The following is a 21299-nucleotide window of genomic DNA, read 5'->3' as shown; positions in this document are numbered from 1 at the left end:
CTTCTCACCCTTTCGAACGCTCTATATCAATCACGCTTTCTACCTGGCGAATTTTTTCAACCAGGCCGTTAAGCTCTTCTTTGCTTCTTACATCAAAGGTCATATCAACGGTTGCAAGTCCCTGTTTATTTGTACGGACATTAATCCTTGTGATGTCCACTTTTCGTGCCATAAACAGTTTGGAAAGGTCCACCAGAAGGCCGGTACGGTTATTGGCATATACATTGATTTCAACAGTATAAAGCTGTCCTTGCAGGTTTTCCGATTCCCATTCCGCATCGATCAGTCTGGCCCTCTCTGATTCCGGCAGATTTAAGACATTGATACAATCTGTTCTGTGTATCGTGATTCCCCGTCCCCTGGTAACAAAACCTACGATTTCGTCACCCGGAATCGGTGAACAGCACTTTGAAAATCTTACTGCAACATCGTGTATACCTCTTACCACAATTCCTGCCTTTGATTTTGAAACAGGAACTTCGGACCTGTCTTCGGCAGAGGACGATTTTTCCAGTACCTCCTGATCCGTCAAATGATTCATATGTTCTTTATCATAGACTTCTATCAGCTTATTTAAAATCTGTCCTTCTTTTAAGCCGCCGTGCCCAAGAGCTGCAAGTACGGATTCCCAGTCCCTGAATCCATACTTGCGCATCACAGCTTCCATAAACCGGGGCTTCAGGTAGATGCCAAGGTTCTTACCCTTGATCTTCGCATAACTGCTGAGCATCTCTTTCCCCTTCAGGATATTATCTTCTTTCAGCTGTGCTTTAAACCACTGATTGATCCGGTTCTTCGCCTGTGAACTTTTGACAATCTTCAGCCAGTCCCGGCTTGGCCCTTTTGAATTCTGTGAAGTAATGATTTCCACGCGATCCCCATTATGAAGTTCATATTCAATCGGAACCAGTTTGCCATTTACCCTGGCACCCACCATCTTATTCCCCACTGCAGAATGAACGGTATATGCAAAATCAATGGTACATGAACCACTGGGCAGAGTTTTTACATCGCCAGCCGGGCTGAAACAATACACATTATCCGCGAATAAGTCCAGATCACTTTTTAAAAGACTCATGAATTCCTTATTATCGGACATATCCTGCTGCCACTCCAGAATCTGACGCAGCCAGCTTAATTTTTCTTCCTCCTGCTCCGGACCCGAAGCATTCCCATCCGATGACTCTTTGTATTTCCAGTGGGCCGCAATACCATATTCTGCGGTTCTATGCATCTCGAATGTGCGGATCTGTATCTCAAAGGGCTGGCCGTTGGGCCCGATCAGGGTCGTATGCAGGGACTGATACATATTGGGTTTGGGCATCGCAATATAGTCTTTAAAGCGCCCTGGAATCGGTGTATACATCTCATGAATCACGCCCAGTGCAGCATAACAGTCCTTGACAGTTTCCACAATAATACGCACGGCAAACAGATCATAAATCTGATCCAGTGTCTTATGCTGATTTACCATCTTTTTATAAATGCTGAAAAAATGCTTAATACGGCCTGAGACCTGCCCCTCAATCCCGGCTTCTTCTACATGGTACTTCACATCCTCCACGATGGCATCCACAAAGTTCTGCCGCTCGCCTCTTTTCATATCTACCTTTTGCACAAGGTCATAGTAGGCTTCCGGTTCCAGATACTTTAAGGACAGATCATCCAGCTCCACTTTAATTTTAGAGATACCAAGCCGCTGTGCAATCGGTGCATAGATATCCATGGTTTCACGGGCCTTCTCTTTTTGCTTCGCCGGTGACCAGTACTTGGCTGTTCTCATGTTATGCAGACGATCCGCAAGCTTCACCAGGATAACTCTAATGTCCTTTGCCATAGCCAGAAACATCTTACGTAGATTCTCTGCCTGCTCTTCCACCTTGTCAGCCGAATAACTAAGCCTGCCCAGCTTTGTAACGCCATCTACAATCAGGGCAACCTCTTCCCCGAATTCAGCCTTCAGTTCATCTACAGTCATAATCGTGTCTTCCACCACATCGTGGAGCAGACCTGCAGCAATCGTTTCCTTATCCAATTCCAGATCTGCCAGAATCACACCAACACAAAGAGGATGAATAATATAAGGCTCTCCGGATTTTCTTTTCTGATCTTTATGCGCCTCATAAGCAGTTTTATATGCCTTGTCAACTAATGTGATATCCGTTGAAGGATGATACTTTTTCACACTGGAAATAAGCTCCTGATATATCTTATCAGGGCTGGTAAAATCCTCCACGATTTTCACGTTTGCATCCACTGCCTCGATTTCCTTTTTCAGTTTTTCTTTCTCCGTAAGTTTTACATCCGCGTCCATACATTTCCTCACTTATGTTGATTGCACCAGTATGTACAAAGAACCTGCGGCGGCAGTTTCTCCTGCATACTTTGATATTTAAAACAGGCACTGTGCCGAAAGCAAGCCGCAAATCAGACTGCCTCCCACACAATGCCGATTTACAAATTCAGAGTCTGTCTTATTTCCCATCATAGCGTATAACAGAGGCAACATCATATCCTTTTAACCGGTCCCTGCCTTTTAATCCCGCAAGCTCCATCAAAAACAGAATCTTAACTACTTTGGCACCCTGTTCCTCAACCATCCTGACACATGCCTCAATTGTTCCGCCGGTTGCAATCAGATCATCTACCAGTACTACTTTCTGTCCCGGCAAAATGGCATCCTTATGCATCTCTATGGTGGCTGATCCATATTCAAGCTCATATGTCCGGCTTATGGTTTCCCGGGGAAGCTTTCCTTTTTTCGAATGGGAACAAATGGTTTATGGAGATTGTAAGCGATTGGTACACCGAAGATAAATCCGCGGGACTCAGTTCCGGCAACCACATCAAAATCCACTCCCTCCAGATTCCTCTGCAGTTCATCGATGGACAGCTTAAGTCCATCCGCGTCCTGAAGGATACTGGTTACATCCCGGAATACGATTCCAGGCTCCGGAAAATCAGGAATGCTTAATACGTAGTCTTCTAATTTTTTCATATGAAAATACCTCTTTATTTTTTGACATCATATTCTAAATTATAGCATTTTTTTTCAACATAGGCAACACTCTTTATTGATAGTTCATAACAGTGATCTGCAGGGTTTCCCTGCCTCTATAGCTGTTTATAGAAGGATAATAAGTCAGCGCCATCAATGCATGAGTCTTTGCATATGCGGCAAAGTTTTCGGCTTCTCCAAAATATACAGCGTCCATGGCATATCCATTTGTATCAATCACCTGCATCTTGACTACATTTCTATTCTTCCCAAAAATCCGGAGACCTGTCACCTTTAGTTGTTTTTCGGCAAATAAAGGCCTGGTATTCCCTTTTCCAAAGGGCTGCAGCAATTCAAGCTGCTGCACCAGCCTTTTGCTTACATAAGAAACGGGCATGCTCATGTCAATCACAACCTTTTCGACCAAGTCCTCCTTTTCAAGAGTACAGACCTCATTCAGTTTTCTCCGGAAAAGCAGGAGCTTCTCCTCTTCCAGTGAAATGCCCGCTGCCATCGGATGCCCTCCGAACTTCGTCAGCAATTCTTTACACTTGCACAGCTCCTCATACATCGAATAAGCCTCGATGGAACGTCCGCTTCCTTTCAGTCCTTCCACCGTCTTCGTAAGAACGAAAGCCGGCTTATGATAGCATTCTCTAAGGCGGCCTGCTATAATCCCTGCCAGGCTTTCATGACACTCAGGCAAATATACCACGAGTACCCTGTCTTCCTTAAGAGAGGAATCCTCCACCATCTGTTTCGCTTCTTCAGTTCCCTTCACCGTCATATCTTTTCTGCTTTCATTCAACGCCTTTAAGTCCCCGGCAAGCGCAGCAGCCTGCTGTTCTTCGCCGGCGCACAGCATCTTAAGAGCCCGCATGGCCGTATCCAGCCGTCCACTGGCATTCAGGCAGGGACCGAGGACGAAACCAATCTGATATGCATTGATCCTATCGGGATCCAGATTATTTTCGCGCATTAGTGCTTTCAGACCTTTGTTTTTTGTATTACGCAGGTGCTTTAACCCCTCCCTGACCAACACGCGGTTCTCACCCTGCAGATCCATTACATCTCCAATTGTAGCTATAGCCACATATTCCAACAGATCCTCTGCTTCCGAATCCGGGACATCATACTGTTTGTAAAGTGCACAAACCAGCTTCCATGCGACCGCTGCGCCACACATTCCTTTAAAAGGATATTCACAATCCTGCCTTTTGGGATTAACAACTGCATCCGCCGGCGGCAAAAGAAAGTTTCTCTCTCCATCTGCACCTTCCTCATAAGGTAACTCATGATGGTCGGTTACTATTACCTGCATCCCCAGCTTTCTGGCAACCAAAATTTGGTCTGCAGCCGCGATCCCATTGTCACAGGTTAAAATCAAATCCGTTCCTGCCTCGTATGCCTCCCTGACCAGTGATTCATTCAGCCCATAACCGTCAGTGATCCGGTTCGGTATCTGTATATCAGCAAATGCGCCCACCCTGTTAAGCCCTTGAAGCAATATATAAGAAGACATGATACCGTCAATATCATAGTCTCCTATAATTCGAATTTTCTTTCTGCCTTTCATTGCTTCAACCAGAAGTTCTACTGCTGTCTTCATATCTTTTAAGCTCATAGGGTCATGAAGATTGTTTAGGTTACCATGAAGATACACGTTGATTTCATCATATCCGACCACATCCCGGTTTCGGATCAATCTTGCTATCACAGGATCTATATGAAATTCTCTTCCTATTTTCTGAAAATCGGCTCTTTTCGCCGCTACCACCCATTTTTCCATAAGTATTCCTTTACTTTGCTGAGAAAACATCTCGCAGACGAGGTTTACGCCTGCGGTTGTTACAAAAACAAGAGGGACGACTGCAAACATGCAGCCGCCCTCTGAGCATTCATATTACAATTCAGCCATAAACCGGCTTTATTGCTTCTGCTGTCAACCCTCTGCCAATGCGGCCTTTATCATAAGAGCACACTCAACCCTCTTTTGCTGCATCTTACATCCGATTTCATAAACAGCATTAATATCGCTATGGAAATTATAGGCATTAGCCGCGCATCCGCCACTGCAATAAAATCTTGCAAAGCAGTTTTTACATTCTTCTTTTGAATAGACATTACACTGCTTGAATTTACAGGTCAGGTCATCTTTTACAACTCCTGTATCCACATCTCCTAAAAGAAAATCTTCGGTTCCGACAAACTGATGGCAGGGATAGAGCTCTCCCCAGGGTGTTACCGCAAGATATTCTGTACCTGAACCGCAGCCTGATAACCGTTTATAGACACAGGGACCTCCGGTTAAATCAATCATGAAATGAAAAAAGTTGAATCCATTTCCCTCTTTTTCCCTTCTGATCATCTCCTGCGCCAACAGGTCATACTGTTCGAAAATCAGCGGCAGATCTTCTTCCCTGATTGCATAATCCGCTTCCGGCGGTGCAACCACCGGCTCGACAGAAATCTGCTTGAATCCCATATCTGCGAGATGAAGAACATCCTGCGCGAAATCCAGATTATAATGTGTAAATGTCCCTCTCACATAATACTTATCCTGGTTCCGGCTTTCGGCAAACTTCTGAAATTTAGGTATGATCAGGTCATAGCTGCCTTTGCCATTGCGAAATGGTCTCATAAAATCGTGAACTTCTTTTCGTCCGTCAATACTGAGCACCACATTCCCCATCTCTTTATTACAAAATTCCATAATTTCATCATTCAGCAGCAGGCCGTTGGTCGTAAGTGTAAATCGAAAACACTTGTTATGTATCTTTTCCTGCTCTCGTCCATATGCTACCAGATCCTTTACAACCTGCCAGTTCATCAGAGGCTCTCCGCCGAAAAAGTCCACTTCCAGATTTTTACGGCTTCCGGAATTAGCAATCACATAATCCAATGCCTTTTTCCCCACTTCAAAGGACATCAATGCTCGCCTGCCATGATATTCGCCTTCTTCAGCAAAACAATATCTACAGGCCAGATTACAATCATGTGCGATATGCAGACACAAAGCTTTTACTACCACTGGACGGTCTTTAAAAGCATCTATTGCGTTCTCATAAATATCATCTGTAAAAAGCATACCCTGATTTTTTAGTTCCCTGCACTCTTTAAGTGCTTCTTCTATATCTTTCACCGGATACTTGTCCTGTAAAGCGGTGCAGACACTTTTCTCTTCATCAGACTTCTGCATCTCCTCCAGTACGTCATAAACCAGCTCATCCACAACATGCACAGATCCGCTGTTGACATCCAGGACCATATTATATCCGTTATTCTTATATTGGTGTATCAAAAAAATTCTCCCTTCATACACGACAAAATTCCCATGACCTGAATGCTCAGGCCTGGGAACATCGTCAGCAGAGCATCTTATAGCTCCTGTCAGTTCTTGTTCTCGCAGCTCTGGTTTCCTACAGTACAGGATGTCTTACAGGCTGACTGGCAAGATGTCTGGCATTCACCGCAGCCACCCTTTTTCACTGTATTCTGTAAACTTTTCGTATTCAAAGTTTTAATATGTATCATAGTATATCCTCCTGTTTTCGCTCGTATCGAATATTATTATAACATAGCCTTCTCAGATTTAAAAGTACTTTGTCACACTTTATGTGGCAGGGGGCTGATGAGTGCTGAACTGTTACGCAGCTTGGATTACGAAATCATTCCTCCTGCCATGCCTCCTCCCATACATAACAGCATGGTAGTCAGTACATGGCTCCATAGCGACGGGTTTCCATGGAACGCAATTGCAGAAATCAAAAATGCAAGCAGAAAATATGCAATTCCCAGAGCCAGCCCCCATAGATATTTTTTCGTCCCCATGGTTTTTCCAAGTATAAATCCCCCGGCAAAGCACGACAGCAGATAGGTCACAATAATGCCTACATGAACACCGGCTTCGCTCAAATCCAGCTTCAGAAGTAAAAATGCCAGTATAATCAGACATAGTGCCGTAAGGATGTATGCAGCCAGAAGTGCTTTCGTTACGCGAAGAATCTTTTGTACTACAGGCCGTGTCTGTTCCATAAAAAAGCCCTCCCATACCTCTAATATATGGAAAAGGCTCTTCTATTATAACTATTAACTGTCCTTGCAGTCTTCATGGAATTTATTCCACTCCTCTGATACGGCAGCTCTCATGCGATTACGTCTGTTCTCCATCTTAACACCCGTAAAAATTCCTCCCATCAAAAGAGCCATAACAGAGGAAATGATAAGCGGAAACAGCTGGGTGGTATCGCCTGTCTTTACAGACCCTCTCGATATGCTGGAGGCCTTAACCGGTGTCTGTGTAGTTACCCTCTTACTCTTTGTGACTGTCTTCGCCGAGCTGCTCTTTTTTGCTGCTGAATTACTTGTATTGCTTTGAATATCTGCACCGCTTTCTGTATCCTCATTGCTTGCTGTCGTTATCTTCTTACTGCTTCCGGCCTTGTCGTAAAAATCGCCGATATCGCCTACTATGGTATTACCAATAGAGCGAGGCTTTACTGATGAATCATTTTCAGCCACTGCCAATTCAGATAACGGAGTCGCTTCTGCATCTTTCGCAGCAATTGTAGTATTTATGGCTATATCTTCTGCAGTTTTGTTCTCCTCTGCAGGCTCAGAAGCATCTTCCTTCTGCGTTTCAATCTCCGCTGTTTTCAGTACCGTATCTTTTCGCAGACTTAATACAGACGAAAAAGCAGACTCCTTTTTAACAGAGTTTTTTTCATCTTCCGGAGGCGTTTCTGCCTCATCATCCACCCCTGTATTTTCTTCAAAAGCTGCTTCAACTTTTTTGTCCGTTGAATTGTCCTTTGCTGTTTCAATCTCTGATCCATCTGCCGGAATTGGCGTTGTTTCCGGAGTTTGTGTAACCTCGGGTGTTGGAGTCAGTTCCGGAGTTGGTGCAGCTCCGGGCTCAGGTTTTACTTCCGGAGCTGGTGTTGCCCCAGGAGTCGGCTTTCCTTCCGGAGTCGGCGCAGCCTCAGGTGTTGGTTTTACTTCCGGCGTCGGTGCAGCCTCGGGTGTCGGCGTTGCCTCCGGGGTTGGTGTTATACCCTGTGTCGGCTCAGGAACAGGAGTCGGTTCAGCGGGCTCACCTTGCTGTTCCAGTAATTTTTTATACTCCTTGCCTGAAAATATTTGCACTTCTACAGGAAATTTCAGTTTTTCTGCATCTGTTACCTTTGTTTCCTCACAAATTATGACAATTCCTTTACTGCCCACCAGTTTAACAACCCGTTCCAGACTTTTGACAGCCTTGTCCTCCACACTGCCGTCATTGTCATCTCTGCCATCCTTTTTATCCCAGTATATAACTTTAGAGTCTTTCTGAACAGTCTGTGTCTGTTCCTGAATTTTATCTACTGATTTCGCAGTTGCCATAACCGGATAGACGTTGGAAATCGTAAGTACCAATGCCAAGATCACACTGGCGGCTTTTGTATTTCTCATCTTTTTATTTCTCATAATCCCTTAACTCCTCAAATGTATACTTCCAAACTTATGTAAATTATTACATTTTTGTTACAAAAATGCTTTGTGGACATATTATAACACATTATTCCAGTTTTCGACACCCCTAAATTTAATGTAACAGTTCAATCCTGCGGATTGCTGGCTGAACTGTTATTTGATTTGCACGACTTCGTAAGAAAAAACATGCAAAAGGAACTGCCGGCCGGCAGTTCCTTTTGCATATGCATCCAGCTTATGAGTCTATATTGGTCAGAGCTTCCGGTTCCCGCTGTAAAATCTCCATGAATTCCTCACCCGTTATGGTCTCTTTTTCATACAAGTATTTTGCCAGCTCATGGAGTTTTGGCATATTGTCCTGAAGCAGTTTCTCAGCTTTCTGGTAAGCGGCCTTTACTACGGCAATTACTTTCCTGTCGATATCTGACGAGGTATTTTCCGAACACATCAAAGTAGTGTCCCCTCCCAGATAAGGATTGTTGACCGTCTCAAATGCCACCATACCGATATCATCGCTCATGCCATATCTGGTAATCATGGCCCGTGCCATCCTGGTAGCCTGTTCAATATCATTAGAAGCACCTGTTGTAATAGAATGGAAAACCAATTCTTCTGCCACACGGCCTCCTGTAAATGTAGCTATTTTGTTTTCCAGCTCCTCCTTCGACATCAGATTCTGTTCACCTTCATCCACCTGCATTGTATAACCCAATGCTCCGGAAGTCCTGGGTATAATGGTTATCTTGGTAACAGGTGCAGAATCTGTCTGCAGCGCAGCCACTATGGCATGTCCTACCTCATGATAGGATACAATCAATTTTTCTTTATTGGAGAGAATTTTATTTTTCTTCTGGTATCCGGCTATTACGATTTCAACACTCTCCTCCAGATCTGCCTGTGTAACAAATTTTCTTCCGTCACGGACCGCACGCAGGGCGGCTTCGTTGATCATATTTGCCAGCTCTGCACCACTGGCGCCGGGCGACATTCTGCCAATCGCTTCAAAATCCACATTATCACTGATTTTGATGTTCTTAGCATGAACTTTCAGTATCTCTCCGCGGCCTTTCAAATCAGGGAGCTCCACGGGAACCCTCCGGTCAAAACGTCCGGGGCGAAGCAATGCCGGATCCAGCGAATCCGGGCGGTTAGTGGCCGCAAGAATAACAACTCCCTTTTTTCCATCAAACCCATCCATCTCCGTCAGCAGCTGATTCAACGTCTGTTCTCTTTCATCATTACCGCTGAAGCCACCACCGTCACGCTTTTTACCAATCGTGTCGATTTCATCGATGAAGACGATACAAGGAGCTTTTTCATTGGCTTGATTGAATAAATCACGAACCTTTGCAGCACCCATACCTACAAACATTTCCACAAATTCCGAACCGGAAATAGAAAAAAACGGAACATTCGCCTCTCCTGCAACAGCTTTTGCAAGTAATGTCTTACCTGTTCCGGGAGGTCCTACCAGCAATGCTCCTTTTGGCATCCTTGCGCCGATTTCCGTGTATTTTTGCGGGTTATGAAGAAAATCCACAATCTCCTGCAAAATCTCTTTCGCTTCGTCCTCTCCTGCAACATCCTGGAACTTAATGCCTGTTTCCGACTGTACATAGACTTTGGCATTGCTTTTTCCAAAGCTCATGGCGTTCCCCATACCGCCACCCATCTTCTTCGTCATCTGTCTCGTCAGAAGCTGCCCCAGGCCAATCATAAGTACGATGGGAAGCACCCAGGAGATAATAAATGTGAGAATCGGTGACGCCTTCTCCACAACAGGTGTTCCGTAACTGGTAATTCCCTGCTCCGTCAGATCCTTTATCAAATCCGGGTCATTCAGCGTTCCGGTTTTGTAATAATTATCATTTGACTTATCTGTAAAAGTGATTTTATTGCTTTCAATCTGTACCTTGCCTATATCCCCATCTTCAATCATCTGCCTGAATACACCGTAATCCACTTCCTTTATCTTACGTTCCTGCAGACTCGGGAACAGAAGAGCATTCAAAAACAGAATTACAACAATAGCAGTAATATAGTAAAAGGCCATCGGCTTTTTCGGTGGTTTCACTTCTCTCATGCCTCTACCTCCTTACATGTTTTAATATGACTATACGCATCTTTTCTGCATAAGTCAATCAATTAGGGATACTTTATAAATTGTTTAGACACAGTGCTACTATTTATTAACGTTAATATAACTATATAATGTATACTTGGATATTCCAAAATAAGCGGATACTTTATCAGCGGACCGTGTGACTAAAAATGCTCCGGAATCGTTGAGAAATTGAATTGCCTGTACTTTTTCCTCTTTATTCATCCACGCAACCGGTTTACCTACCAGCTGAACAGACTGCTTAATCAGTTCATCCAGGAGTTCATTGACATTCTTTGGTATGAATCCATGGGGTTTATTCTCCTCATCCTCCATCTTAATAAATGCATCCAGCGTATTTCTGGCCGTCATCATAGCAGTGATATCATAATTAATTCCCAGTATGTAAGTGATATCTTCGTCGTCATCACGGATGAAGATTGAACTGGATTTTAAGATTCTCCCATCCTGTGTTCTGGTCAGATAAGAATACTGGTCTTTCATCTCATCCCCTGCTTTTTTTATAGCCTCAAGTACGATCTGTGACGGACCATCTCCCTCTTTACGACCGGAAACCTCTCCATTTTCAATATAGACAATTGAGCATTCCTCAAATTCCTTATCGTGGAATGCGTGAATTACCACTTCACAATCTTTTTCAAAACTTTCTGTAATGCCATGAGCAACTTTTTTCAAAATATCAAGTGTTAACATAATTTAAATCCCCATTCTTCATTCTTTTGTATCAATACTTTAACGAATTCTGTTTCCATCCCTTTTGAAATACCCGGAAGACAGAATCCATCAAAAAGACGGCAAGCGCAATCACACCGGCGATTTCCAGTGTCTGTACCAGGTAATATCCGGCCATAGCTGTGTCCTCCAATGTCATGGAGTATACAATGCGATACATGCCTGCCCCCGGTACGGTGGGAAGAATTCCTGCGATCAAAAATAAGGTGACCGGTGCTTTAAAAATTCTGGCAAAGCTATGGGACAGCAGTGCAACAGTAAATGCTGACCAGAAAGAAGATAAAACAGTCCCCATCTGCAGTAAATCCGTACAGGCAACAAAAGCTATCCCCCCGATTGCTCCTACAATACCGGCAAGAAACAGATATTTTCTTGGGATTTCTATCAGCAGTGAAAATGAAAAAATTGCTATAAAAGCACCAAGTATCTTAAGTATCATAGTAAAAGACCCCTTCCCAGTAACCCGGTTCCGACTGCCATTCCGATTCCCACTCCGATTGCGATTGCCGCAGCCTTTAAAAATGCTTCTAAAATCCTGGCTGAACCTGAAAGATTGTCCCCCTGAAGAGTATCCCTTATCGCATTTGTAATTGCAACACCCGGAACCAGCGGCATAATCGCACTGATAATTATAGTGTCCAGATTCATATTCTTTATTACAAATTTCTGCAGTAATATGCTGACAACTGCAATTCCGATGCCACAAAAGATGTCCAAAAAGAAATCATTGAACTTCAACTTTTTACCCAGTGTGATAAATGCCGCCAGGACACTGCCTACAATCAGCGCCGCACCCGCATCTACAGCTGCCCCTCCAAAAAAAAGAGAAAATCCAAAGACCACACCTACTGTTCCCAGATTGTAAACCAATCTGCTGTACTGCCTGCCTTTTATCTGTGTCAGTTCTTCATAGGTCTGCTTTAAACTTATCTCGTCCTTGCAGAACCTTCTGGAAATAGCATTCACCTGGACAATATTGCACATGTTCGTTCCCCTGCTCTTCACTCTGCGTATTATCGATAAGGGCTCCTGTCCTTTTTCCTGGAGTGTTACAAGAATCGCCGTATTAAACGCAACAGGATCTACATGCTCTGCATCGGATTTCCTTAAAATGTGAGCCATGGTATCTTCCACCCGGTAGGTTTCTGCACCGCTCTTAAGCATTATTTCACCGGCCAGAACTGCCGTCTGCATTAAAAATTTATTATCTGTCTTATTGTTCATATAGCTATTATACTCCATTTAAAGAAATGAAAAAAGTAAAAATTCCCCGGGAAGAAAAGCTGCTCCTCCCAAGGAATTCCTAAATCATCATACAATATTCAATCGACCTGCTTCTCTTATGTATGCGCAACCCTCTGCGATAATTAACAAATCCGTATCTTACAGGATTAAATGAATAAATATTGTTTGTCTTTTGTAACTTATATTATTTATCTTTTGAACTTTGTGTTTTCTCTTTTGTACAATCCATATAATAGCATTTTCCCTTCAAATTGTCAACAGTCAGGTGGCAGGTTTTTGTAAAAATATAAAAAGTCATGGTGTTGAAAATCCGCGAAATTAGTCTTCAAATGTCTCTTTCAGACAAAAACTATTCTTATTATAGGAAAGAAGTCCTTCTTTTTGCATTTTACTGAGTTCATTCGACATCGCACTCCGGTCCACACAAAGATAATCAGCCAGCTGCTGACGGTTAAAAGGGATTTCAAATTGAAATTTCCCCTGACTCATGGCTTGATAAGAAAGATAGGATAACAGTTTTCCGCGAATGGATTTCGGAGTTGTATGGCTGATTTTTCGTGAAAGATTCAGATTCTTAAACGCCATGACAGACAACATATTGCGCACCAGTTTTACATGGAATGGGCACGTATTCCCGCAGATGCTTATAACCTTATCCAGGTTTAAAAATAAAATTTCACTCTGTTCTGCTGCAACCACATCAATCGTCAGCACTTCTTTTTCTGCGCAGACATAGGCTTCTGCAAATACCCTGCCCCTGCCTATGTTATCAAGTATGCTTACATTACCCCAGGCATCATTCTGCTCAATATTAACACTTCCGGAAAGAACGAGCCCAATGGAATCTACAATACTGCCGGAACGATAAATCATCTCTCCCTTTCTATATGTTTTTGTATTTGCCTGCATACACACTAAAACATCCTCTGTCTCCTTCTCTGACAGACCTTGAAATATCTTTGTTTTTGAAATAAATGTATAATTCATATTTTCACCTGTTTTTTTATTTTTTAGTTGTAATAACAACATACATATTGCATTGATTATAGTATGATTACTTCAGGAAGTCAAGAAAACAGGAGGCAGACAACATGATCAGAAAAATTATACATATAGATGAAGATAGATGTAATGGCTGCGGTCTGTGTGCCGCTGCATGTCAGGAGGGTGCCATAGGAATGGAAGACGGGAAGGCAAAGCTGCTGCGTGATGATTACTGTGACGGACTTGGAAATTGCCTGCCGGTCTGTCCCGCGGATGCAATATCATTTATAGAACGGGAAGCAGATGCATATGATGAACACGCCGTACTGCAAAACCAGATGAAAAAGATGCAAAGGGAAGGGGCTGCACTTGGCTGCCCGGGTTCACGCTCCATGGAATTTAAACGGGCCGCCCCGGACAAACACTCATCCGCACAGGTTTCGCAGCTGCGTCAGTGGCCGGTACAGATTAAATTAGTACCTGTAAGTTCACCTTACTTTGAGAATGCAAATCTTTTAATTGCAGCCGACTGTACTGCTTATGCATATGCAGATTTCCATAAAGATTTCATCTATAACAAAATCACATTAATCGGATGTCCCAAGCTTGATGACGGAGACTACAGTGAGAAGCTTACTGATATCATCAGTCAAAATAATATTAAAAGTCTGACCATCGTCCGCATGGAGGTCCCCTGCTGTGGCGGAATCGAACACGCTGCAAAGGCTGCTCTGCAGGCCAGCGGCAAGTTTATTCCCTGGCAGGTGATAACTATCTCAACAGATGGCAGCATTTTGGATTAAAGTTCAGAACAAGGAGGTTCGCTATGAAAGAATTTATTAAGAACATGAATCACGAAGAAGTTTTAACATTATGTGAGCAGATATCTGTCCAGCCGGGGCAGGTAGTCAGCAAAACATTGGCCCAAAATCCGGCAGTCAGCGTTACACTATTTGCTTTTGACAAGGGCGAAGAGATAAGCTCCCATGATTCAGAGGGAGATGCCATGGTTACCGTCCTGGAGGGACAGGGCGAGTTAACCGTGGATGGAAAGGCATATGTATTGAGCGAAGGGGAAACCTTGATTATGCCTGCAAAGAAACCACATTCCGTTTATGCAAAAGAGTCCTTTAAGATGCTGCTGCTGGTCGTCTTCCCATTCGAAGACAATAGGGACAAATCACAGACTCTTTAAAATAAAATAAAAACAGCAAAGGAGAAAGAAATGGATCAAAAAATGTTTTGTTTTCAATGCGAACAGACCGCAAAATGTTCTGGTTGTACAGGAGGTGCCGGTGTCTGCGGCAAGTCTTCGGAGGTTGCCAATCTTCAGGATGAGCTGCTTGGTGCATTAATTGAACTTGTAAATGCAGGTGCGAAACCGGATGTCAAGATGGATCGTCTGGTCCTCGACAGTCTCTTCACCACAATTACCAATGTGAATTTTAATGTAGAAACTATTCAGGAGATGATAGAAAAAGTAGATCACGCAATAACAACTGTGAATGCAGCCGCAAATCCCGTTCATTATGATATGAATAAAATCTGGAACGCTCAGGAGGATATTCGCTCTTTGAAATCTCTGATTTTGTTTGGTATTAAAGGTATGGCTGCTTACGCTTATCATGCCATGGTTTTAGGATATACTGACGAAGCTGTGAATGCGTTTTTCTACAAAGCATTGCAGACGATAGGTGCGGAGCATACGATGGAAGAATTGTTACCTGTTGTTATGGAAACAGGGGCTGTAAACCTGAAATGTATGGAGCTTCTTGATAAAGCGAATACAGAGTCCTACGGAACACCAATCCCGACTACCGTTCCTCTTACCGTGGAAAAAGGTCCTTTTATTGTGATCAGCGGACACGACCTTTTGGATTTAAAATTACTTTTAGAACAGACGAAGGATAAAGGAATCAACATCTACACGCATGGTGAGATGCTGCCTGCACATGGATATCCGCTTTTAAATCAGTATCCCCAGCTAAAAGGAAATTTTGGAACTGCCTGGCAGAATCAGCAAAAAGAATTCGCCAACCTTCCAGCTCCAATCCTGTTTACCACAAACTGTCTGATGCCTGTAAAATCCAGTTATGCTGACCGCGTATACACCACAGAAGTCGTATCCTATCCTGAATTGGTACATATCGGTGAAGATAAGGATTTCACGCCTGTCATTGAAAAAGCCCTGGAATTGGGCGGTTTTAAAGAAGATACCGAATTTACCGGTATCAATGGAGGCAAAGAGGTTACAACCGGGTTTGGTCATGGTACCGTTCTTTCTGTTGCCGATAAAGTTGTGGAAGCGGTAAAATCCGGAGATATTAAACATTTCTTCCTGGTTGGCGGATGCGATGGCGCACGTCCGGGCAGAAATTATTACACAGACTTTGTAAGTCAGACTCCTTCCGACAGCATTATTCTGACTTTAGCATGCGGGAAATACCGCTTCAATGATTTAGATCTCGGTACAATTGGCGGGCTCCCACGTATCATGGATATGGGTCAGTGCAACGATGCTTACAGTGCAATCAAAGTTGCCATCGCTCTGTCAGAGGCTTTTGGCTGCGGGGTCAACGATCTTCCACTGTCGATGGTATTGTCCTGGTATGAGCAAAAAGCTGTCTGCATCCTGCTGACATTGCTCCACCTAGGCATCAAAAATATTTTCCTCGGGCCTACACTTCCGGCATTTGTATCTCCGAATGTATTGAATTATCTTGTAGAGAACTTCAACATAGCTCCAATCAGCACCCCTGAAGAGGATTTGAAAAAGATTCTTGGATAATAGAAATCCCCGGGAAATGAACTGAAATACCAGTTCTTCCCGGGGATTTTTACAAACTTCATATCGGAATCAAAATATTAATTCTTTGCATGGTCGACCATCTGGAATACCCTGTAATAATCTTTAGTTTCTGTGTTTTTATAGGTTTCGGAACGATTCTTAGTCAGAAATCTCGTAAGATTATAACAATCCACCCAGATTTCATTATTTCCTTCTTTCTGAGATTCATCAAATATAAGCTGGAGTCCCCAGTGGAGATGGATTGTTTTAATATTATTCACATTTTCCTTGGAACTGTATCCAGTGTGTCCCATATAACCTATGACATCGCCCGCCTGCACCTTACTTCCTTCTTTAAGGCTTTGATGATAAGGAAAGTTTTGTCTCAGGTGTGCGTAGTAATAATATCGCTTCTTATCAAAGCTTCTAATCCCTATTCTCCACCCGCCATACTGATTCCAGCCAAGGGCTTCCACATATCCGGATTCAATAGCAATAATCGGCGTACCTATCTGTCCCATCATATCATGCCCCAGGTGGGGTCTGCTATACCCATAGGCCCTCGGCTTTCCAAAATCGTCATAATCATAATATTCAAATCCCTTTGCAATTGGTGAAAATGCTTTAAGTCCATATTTTGTTTCCCAAACCAACTCACCGCTTTCACTTTCCGTCTGTATCTCATATTCTCCTACCATGCCGCCCAATACTGCCGAATAGGCTTCCTGATAGTAATTATAGTACTTTTTATCTCTTGTCATCTCTTCCAGGGTATTTTCCTTATTGATAAGCACCTCTGCTATCGTATTCATGTCTGCAGACCGATAGCCTGAGAAGTCACCTCCATTTCTGCAGGCAAGATAAGCAAGGAGCGAAATCCAGTCCAATTCTACATCCTGTCCATGGGTTTTCACATCCCATTGATACGCATCCTCCAGCGCCTGATATGTTACATTGAAATCTACCCATTTTATGTAATCTTTCTGTTCACTCTCCTGCTCTGAAGGCTGATCTTGGGCCGGGGTGTTTACAGTATGTACCATATGTTCAAGATTTTCATGTAACAAACCAACAATGATTAAAAGGACACACGCGGATACTGCTATAACTTTCTTCTTGTCAAATAATATTTTCAAACAGCTTCTCCAATATAGAAACCTCTTTCTATATTTACGTATCTTATTAGATATTATGAATAGAACTTTCTTTTCCTGTGAATTTCACGATGGGACAGGTCTCATTCAAAACTCATGAATGAAACCTGTCCCGGTTCTTATCTCATCGCATAGCTATATTGCTCATCCTCCGTAATGCCATAGAAGTCAGCAAATGACAGTTCAAAAATTTTATATTTTATATGTTCAATGCAGCCCGCTTCTCCATAATAATCTTTTCCAGAATATCCGCCGTCTCGACTGCATCGGAATTAATTATGACCTGACCCCCTGTCAGTTCTTTCATGCCCTCTGTCAATACTTCTACCGCAACTTTACTTCCTGTTACAAATGGAGGCAGTCCAAGTGCCAGGCCCTACCTCCGGTACACCCGGAGGTAGGGAATTCACAGTATGGGTTAAAAAATCATAGATAAAGGTTTACTCTTTATTTCGTCAGTTAAAAGCTTTTGTAATCTCAAAAACTCCATATGTACTTTACAAGGATCTGCCTCCTGATTTCTGGAACAATCATATGAATGCCGCAGGCACTCTGTAATCAGCAGCTCTTTATCAACCACTTCTATCACATCATACAATGTGACATGATCCAGACTTTTTCTTAAAGCATATCCGCCATTGGTGCCGCGATAGCTTTTAATAATTCCGGCTTTTTCCATCTTTCTTGTAATTTTATAGGCGATGGACATACTTATATCTTCCTTGTCACAAATTTCCCGGACACTTGCGATATTCCCATCTGACAGAACCCGTAAGACCCTTACGGCATAATCCACTTCTCTTGTAATCAGCATAACATATTGTACCTCTTTTTATATATTACTTTCGTATAGCGGCATATTCATGTGTGTAATGGCTTCCGTCACCTCACACGAAAGGATACTTTCCCTTTAAATACTTCCATAACTACGTTGCAGGCAGCCCCAACTAATTTTGCATCTGCCAGGAATCCTGCATGTTTTACCTTAATATCTGTACGATTCTGATAAAATTTATGCATATTGATCTGCTTCTCCAGATACTTCAGATATTTAGCTGGGATGTAAACACCATCATCACCAAGAATCACTGCTTCCGGATGAAGGATGTTGATGCTGCTCACCAGTGCGATCAGGAGATCATCCATCATTTTTGTAAGGATCCTATCAACCGTTTCATCAAAACTGAGTTCACAAAATTCCTTAAATGACAAATCCTTTCCTGTAGCTTCCCGCAGTTTTTTAAGTATAACCCCCCTGCCGGCATAACTTTGCAGGCATCCCTGATTCCCGCAGAAGCAGTTATCCCCTTGAGGTCTGATGCAGACATGCCCAATCTCCGGGGCATACCCCTTGCTGTTTCGGAAAAGATCTCCCTGAGTAATTACTCCGGAACCAATCCTGTCATCAATACTCATATATATGAAATCATGATTCATCTTACCGGCTCCATATAACGCTTCTGCCAAAGCAGAACTGTTACTGTCACGGTCTACAAATACAGGATATGCATATCGCTCCTTCAGACGTTCTGCAATCTGTACATTCTGTATTCCGTAAAAATCCGGTGGATCCAAAATCATACCTTGATTGATATTAAGCGGACCTATACTCGCAACTCCGATTCCAAAGAATCGATTATCGGTTTGAAGCATGGAATCAGTCAAAATACAGACATCCTCTATTAACGTATCTTCAGTCAGCCCTTCTTTCCATTCTGTCTTTTTTCTTTTCAGAATATGAAGCTGCAAATCGCAAATTACAACTTCACAGTATGCCGTACTGATTAATATGCCAAGTATCTTGGGTGCATCCGATGCAATCTCTACTGTAATTGGATTGCGTCCTCTTACATCTGTTGGGCATTCCTCTGTTTCCACAACAATATTATTCCGGCGAAATTCCGATACAATATTGGTTATAGTCATTTTAGTGAGCTCCGTCTCCCTGGCCAGTTCTATTCTGGAATGACACATTCCTGTTGCAATAAGCCTTAAAATTAAACCCCGGTTATGTTGACTGGAAATACGGCTGTTCTCACCTGTCTTTCTCATTCCTGGCACCTTATTCTTTCCTCCATATATCGCTATAAATACATTTTAAATTAAAGAAAGAGTTTCGCTTACGAAACTCACGCCTGCGGCGGCCGTATAGCGATATCTGTCTCTTACCTCGCAGTACGCATCCCCCGGAGGGTTTTTACCCAATAGAAAAGTTCAGAGAACGTTCTTATAGATAAATCATATCTCAATATGCATATATATTCTTTACTATTATACAATATAATGCTTTTAAAAGCCAGATAAAAATAAAAATGTTACAGTCCGGCCGTTAGTTTAAAAATCCAGCCGAACTATAACATAAATTCCAGAATGTGTTCAAAACACTCTAGAGATTATAAGTTTTTCTGTGAAGGAATTTCCCCTGATGGGTTTCAGCAATCTGATGATTTTTTACTACATGATGTCCACGTAAGTATACATCTTCGATTCTACCGGTCACTTTCGTTCCTTCAAATGGTGAGTAGTCCACTCTCTGCTCCTGATCACCTGCCGTTAATACATCCTCTGTTTTCGGATTCAAGATCACAATATCGGCATCAGACCCTTCCCTTATAGTACCTTTTCTGGGATACAATCCATAAAGTCTGGCCGGATTTTCGGACATCAGTCTGCACATCTGCTCCAGAGTGATTTTATTTTCTCTCACCCCGTAAGTATATATAAGAGTGGCTCTGGTCTCAACCCCCGGCATTCCTCCGGGTATCTTCGTGAAATCCTCCAGCCCCAGCCTTTTCTGCTCTGTAGTAAAACTACAGTGATCCGTAGATATTGTCTGAATTTCATCCTTGCTCAGGGCGTTCCAGAGAGCCTGCTGATCTTCCGGTTTTCTAAGTGGCGGTGCGCACACATATTTGGCACCCTCAAACCCCGGAAGCTGATATTTATCATCATTCATCAGAAGGTACTGCGGACAGGTCTCTGTATATACTTTTTGCCCACGGTTACGTGCTGCTTCAATTACCTCCAGCCCTTCTTTGCAGGTCAGGTGAACAACAATTACAGGGGTGTCTACAATCTCAGCAATACGAAGCAGCCTGTCGATTGCCTCTGCCTCACAAGGTGCGGGGCGGGTTGCTGCATGGGTTGCTACGTCCATAAGTCCTTTCTCTTTTGCATCCTGCTGCATGGCGGCAATTACACCACTGTTTTCACAATGAACTCCCGTGATACCGTCAACTTCCTTCAGGCGCTTTAGAATCTGATACATTGTTTTATCATCCACCTGATTATCATAGGTCATATAGAGTTTAAAGGAGGTAATCCCCTCATCAATCATTTTCTGAATCTCATCACATACTTCCGGATTCCACTCAGAAATTGCCATATGAAAACTATAATCGCAATTCGCTTTTCCCCTGGCTTTTCCAAACCAGTTCTGTAATCCTTCTTCCAGCGTCTCACCTTCATACTGTGTTGCAAAATCAATCACAGTCGTTGTTCCGCCGCGAAGTGCTGCACGCGTTCCGCTTTCAAAATCATCTGCAGTTACAGTACCTGCCACATGAAGATCAAAATGTGTGTGTGCGTCGACGAATCCCGGGAACAAAAGTTTCCCTGTCACATCAATAATCTCTGCATCGGGACAGGTCAGGTTTTCACCTATCCGGGTGATGACCTCATCCTCAATAAGGACATCCACCGTACCAGACTTTGTGCCAGATACTACGGTTCCGCCTTTAAACAGTTTCTTCATAATCAGCCTTCTTTCTTTTATCGGGTGCATCCCGAAATACTCTGCCGGAT

The 21299-nt window shown here is 43.0% G+C and carries 18 protein-coding genes and 1 pseudogene; 3 read left to right on the top strand and 16 right to left on the bottom strand.

Annotation, left to right across the window (positions count from 1 at the left end):
- Positions 1-4: 4 nt before the first annotated feature.
- The 12 genes and pseudogenes from KNL20_RS06480 to KNL20_RS06425 form a co-directional block, all read right to left on the bottom strand.
- Complete coding sequence (locus KNL20_RS06480; RefSeq protein ID WP_230399787.1) at positions 5-2314, bottom strand: RelA/SpoT family protein; 2310 nt, start codon at positions 2312-2314, stop codon at positions 5-7.
- Between the two features lie 160 nt (positions 2315-2474).
- A pseudogene (locus KNL20_RS16255) lies at positions 2475-2998 on the bottom strand (adenine phosphoribosyltransferase).
- 73 nt (positions 2999-3071) lie between these two features.
- A complete protein-coding gene (gene recJ / locus KNL20_RS06470; RefSeq protein WP_230399786.1) occupies positions 3072-4787 on the bottom strand; it encodes a single-stranded-DNA-specific exonuclease RecJ in 1716 nt (571 codons plus the stop codon).
- A 153-nt stretch (positions 4788-4940) separates the two neighbouring features.
- A complete protein-coding gene (scfB, locus tag KNL20_RS06465) occupies positions 4941-6299 on the bottom strand; it encodes a thioether cross-link-forming SCIFF peptide maturase (RefSeq protein ID WP_230399785.1) in 1359 nt (452 codons plus the stop codon).
- An 89-nt stretch (positions 6300-6388) separates the two neighbouring features.
- The gene (scfA, locus tag KNL20_RS06460) at positions 6389-6532 is read right to left on the bottom strand and encodes a six-cysteine ranthipeptide SCIFF (protein ID WP_230399784.1); all 144 of its coding nucleotides are present in this window, start codon (positions 6530-6532) and stop codon (positions 6389-6391) included.
- Positions 6533-6658: 126 nt separating this feature from the next.
- On the bottom strand, positions 6659-7033 hold the full coding sequence (locus tag KNL20_RS06455; protein WP_230399783.1) for a TIGR04086 family membrane protein: 375 nt from the start codon (positions 7031-7033) through the stop codon (positions 6659-6661).
- A gap of 54 nt (positions 7034-7087) precedes the next feature.
- A complete protein-coding gene (locus KNL20_RS06450; protein WP_230400136.1) occupies positions 7088-8464 on the bottom strand; it encodes an MSCRAMM family adhesin in 1377 nt (458 codons plus the stop codon).
- 241 nt (positions 8465-8705) lie between these two features.
- Complete coding sequence (ftsH, locus tag KNL20_RS06445; RefSeq protein ID WP_230399782.1) at positions 8706-10553, bottom strand: ATP-dependent zinc metalloprotease FtsH; 1848 nt, start codon at positions 10551-10553, stop codon at positions 8706-8708.
- A 99-nt stretch (positions 10554-10652) separates the two neighbouring features.
- Positions 10653-11288, bottom strand: a complete 636-nt coding sequence (locus KNL20_RS06440) for a helix-turn-helix transcriptional regulator (RefSeq protein WP_230400051.1) — start codon at positions 11286-11288, stop codon at positions 10653-10655.
- 28 nt (positions 11289-11316) lie between these two features.
- On the bottom strand, positions 11317-11763 hold the full coding sequence (locus KNL20_RS06435; RefSeq protein ID WP_230399781.1) for a threonine/serine exporter family protein: 447 nt from the start codon (positions 11761-11763) through the stop codon (positions 11317-11319).
- Positions 11760-12548, bottom strand: a complete 789-nt coding sequence (locus KNL20_RS06430; protein ID WP_230399780.1) for a threonine/serine exporter family protein — start codon at positions 12546-12548, stop codon at positions 11760-11762. Before KNL20_RS06430 ends, KNL20_RS06435 begins: the two co-directional genes overlap by 4 nt.
- 339 nt (positions 12549-12887) lie before the next feature.
- Complete coding sequence (locus tag KNL20_RS06425) at positions 12888-13556, bottom strand: Crp/Fnr family transcriptional regulator (RefSeq protein WP_230399779.1); 669 nt, start codon at positions 13554-13556, stop codon at positions 12888-12890.
- Between the two features lie 104 nt (positions 13557-13660).
- On the opposite strand from KNL20_RS06425, the gene KNL20_RS06420 reads away from it, so the two are divergent.
- Genes KNL20_RS06420 through hcp form a run of 3 tightly spaced genes read left to right on the top strand, consistent with a single transcriptional unit; the run spans position 13661 to position 16341 of the window.
- Positions 13661-14356, top strand: coding sequence for an ATP-binding protein (locus tag KNL20_RS06420; protein ID WP_230399778.1), 696 nt, complete (start codon positions 13661-13663; stop codon positions 14354-14356).
- A 23-nt stretch (positions 14357-14379) separates the two neighbouring features.
- Positions 14380-14748, top strand: coding sequence for a cupin domain-containing protein (locus KNL20_RS06415; protein ID WP_230399777.1), 369 nt, complete (start codon positions 14380-14382; stop codon positions 14746-14748).
- A gap of 30 nt (positions 14749-14778) precedes the next feature.
- Positions 14779-16341 (top strand): hydroxylamine reductase, encoded by a 1563-nt coding sequence (gene hcp / locus KNL20_RS06410; protein ID WP_230399776.1) that lies wholly within the window; start codon positions 14779-14781, stop codon positions 16339-16341.
- 77 nt (positions 16342-16418) lie between these two features.
- Here hcp and KNL20_RS06405 read toward each other — a convergent pair whose 3' ends face one another.
- The 4 genes from KNL20_RS06405 to hydA all read right to left on the bottom strand — a co-directional run bounded on the left by KNL20_RS06405 (position 16419) and on the right by hydA (position 21249).
- Positions 16419-17477: a M23 family metallopeptidase gene (locus tag KNL20_RS06405; RefSeq protein WP_230399775.1), complete on the bottom strand. Its 1059-nt coding sequence runs from the start codon at positions 17475-17477 to the stop codon at positions 16419-16421.
- Positions 17478-17913: 436 nt separating this feature from the next.
- Positions 17914-18309 carry an RrF2 family transcriptional regulator gene (locus KNL20_RS06395; protein ID WP_230399774.1) on the bottom strand — a complete coding sequence of 132 codons (396 nt, stop codon included), beginning with the start codon at positions 18307-18309 and terminating at the stop codon, positions 17914-17916.
- A gap of 68 nt (positions 18310-18377) precedes the next feature.
- Positions 18378-19547: an ROK family protein gene (locus KNL20_RS06390; RefSeq protein ID WP_230399773.1), complete on the bottom strand. Its 1170-nt coding sequence runs from the start codon at positions 19545-19547 to the stop codon at positions 18378-18380.
- Positions 19548-19881: 334 nt separating this feature from the next.
- Positions 19882-21249: a dihydropyrimidinase gene (gene hydA, locus KNL20_RS06385; protein ID WP_230399772.1), complete on the bottom strand. Its 1368-nt coding sequence runs from the start codon at positions 21247-21249 to the stop codon at positions 19882-19884.
- Positions 21250-21299 lie beyond the last annotated feature (50 nt).

The sequence above is a fragment of the Novisyntrophococcus fermenticellae genome, assembly GCF_018866245.1.
Classification (GTDB): domain Bacteria; phylum Bacillota; class Clostridia; order Lachnospirales; family Lachnospiraceae; genus Novisyntrophococcus; species Novisyntrophococcus fermenticellae.
This window is presented reverse-complemented; position numbering and strand designations above follow the sequence as displayed.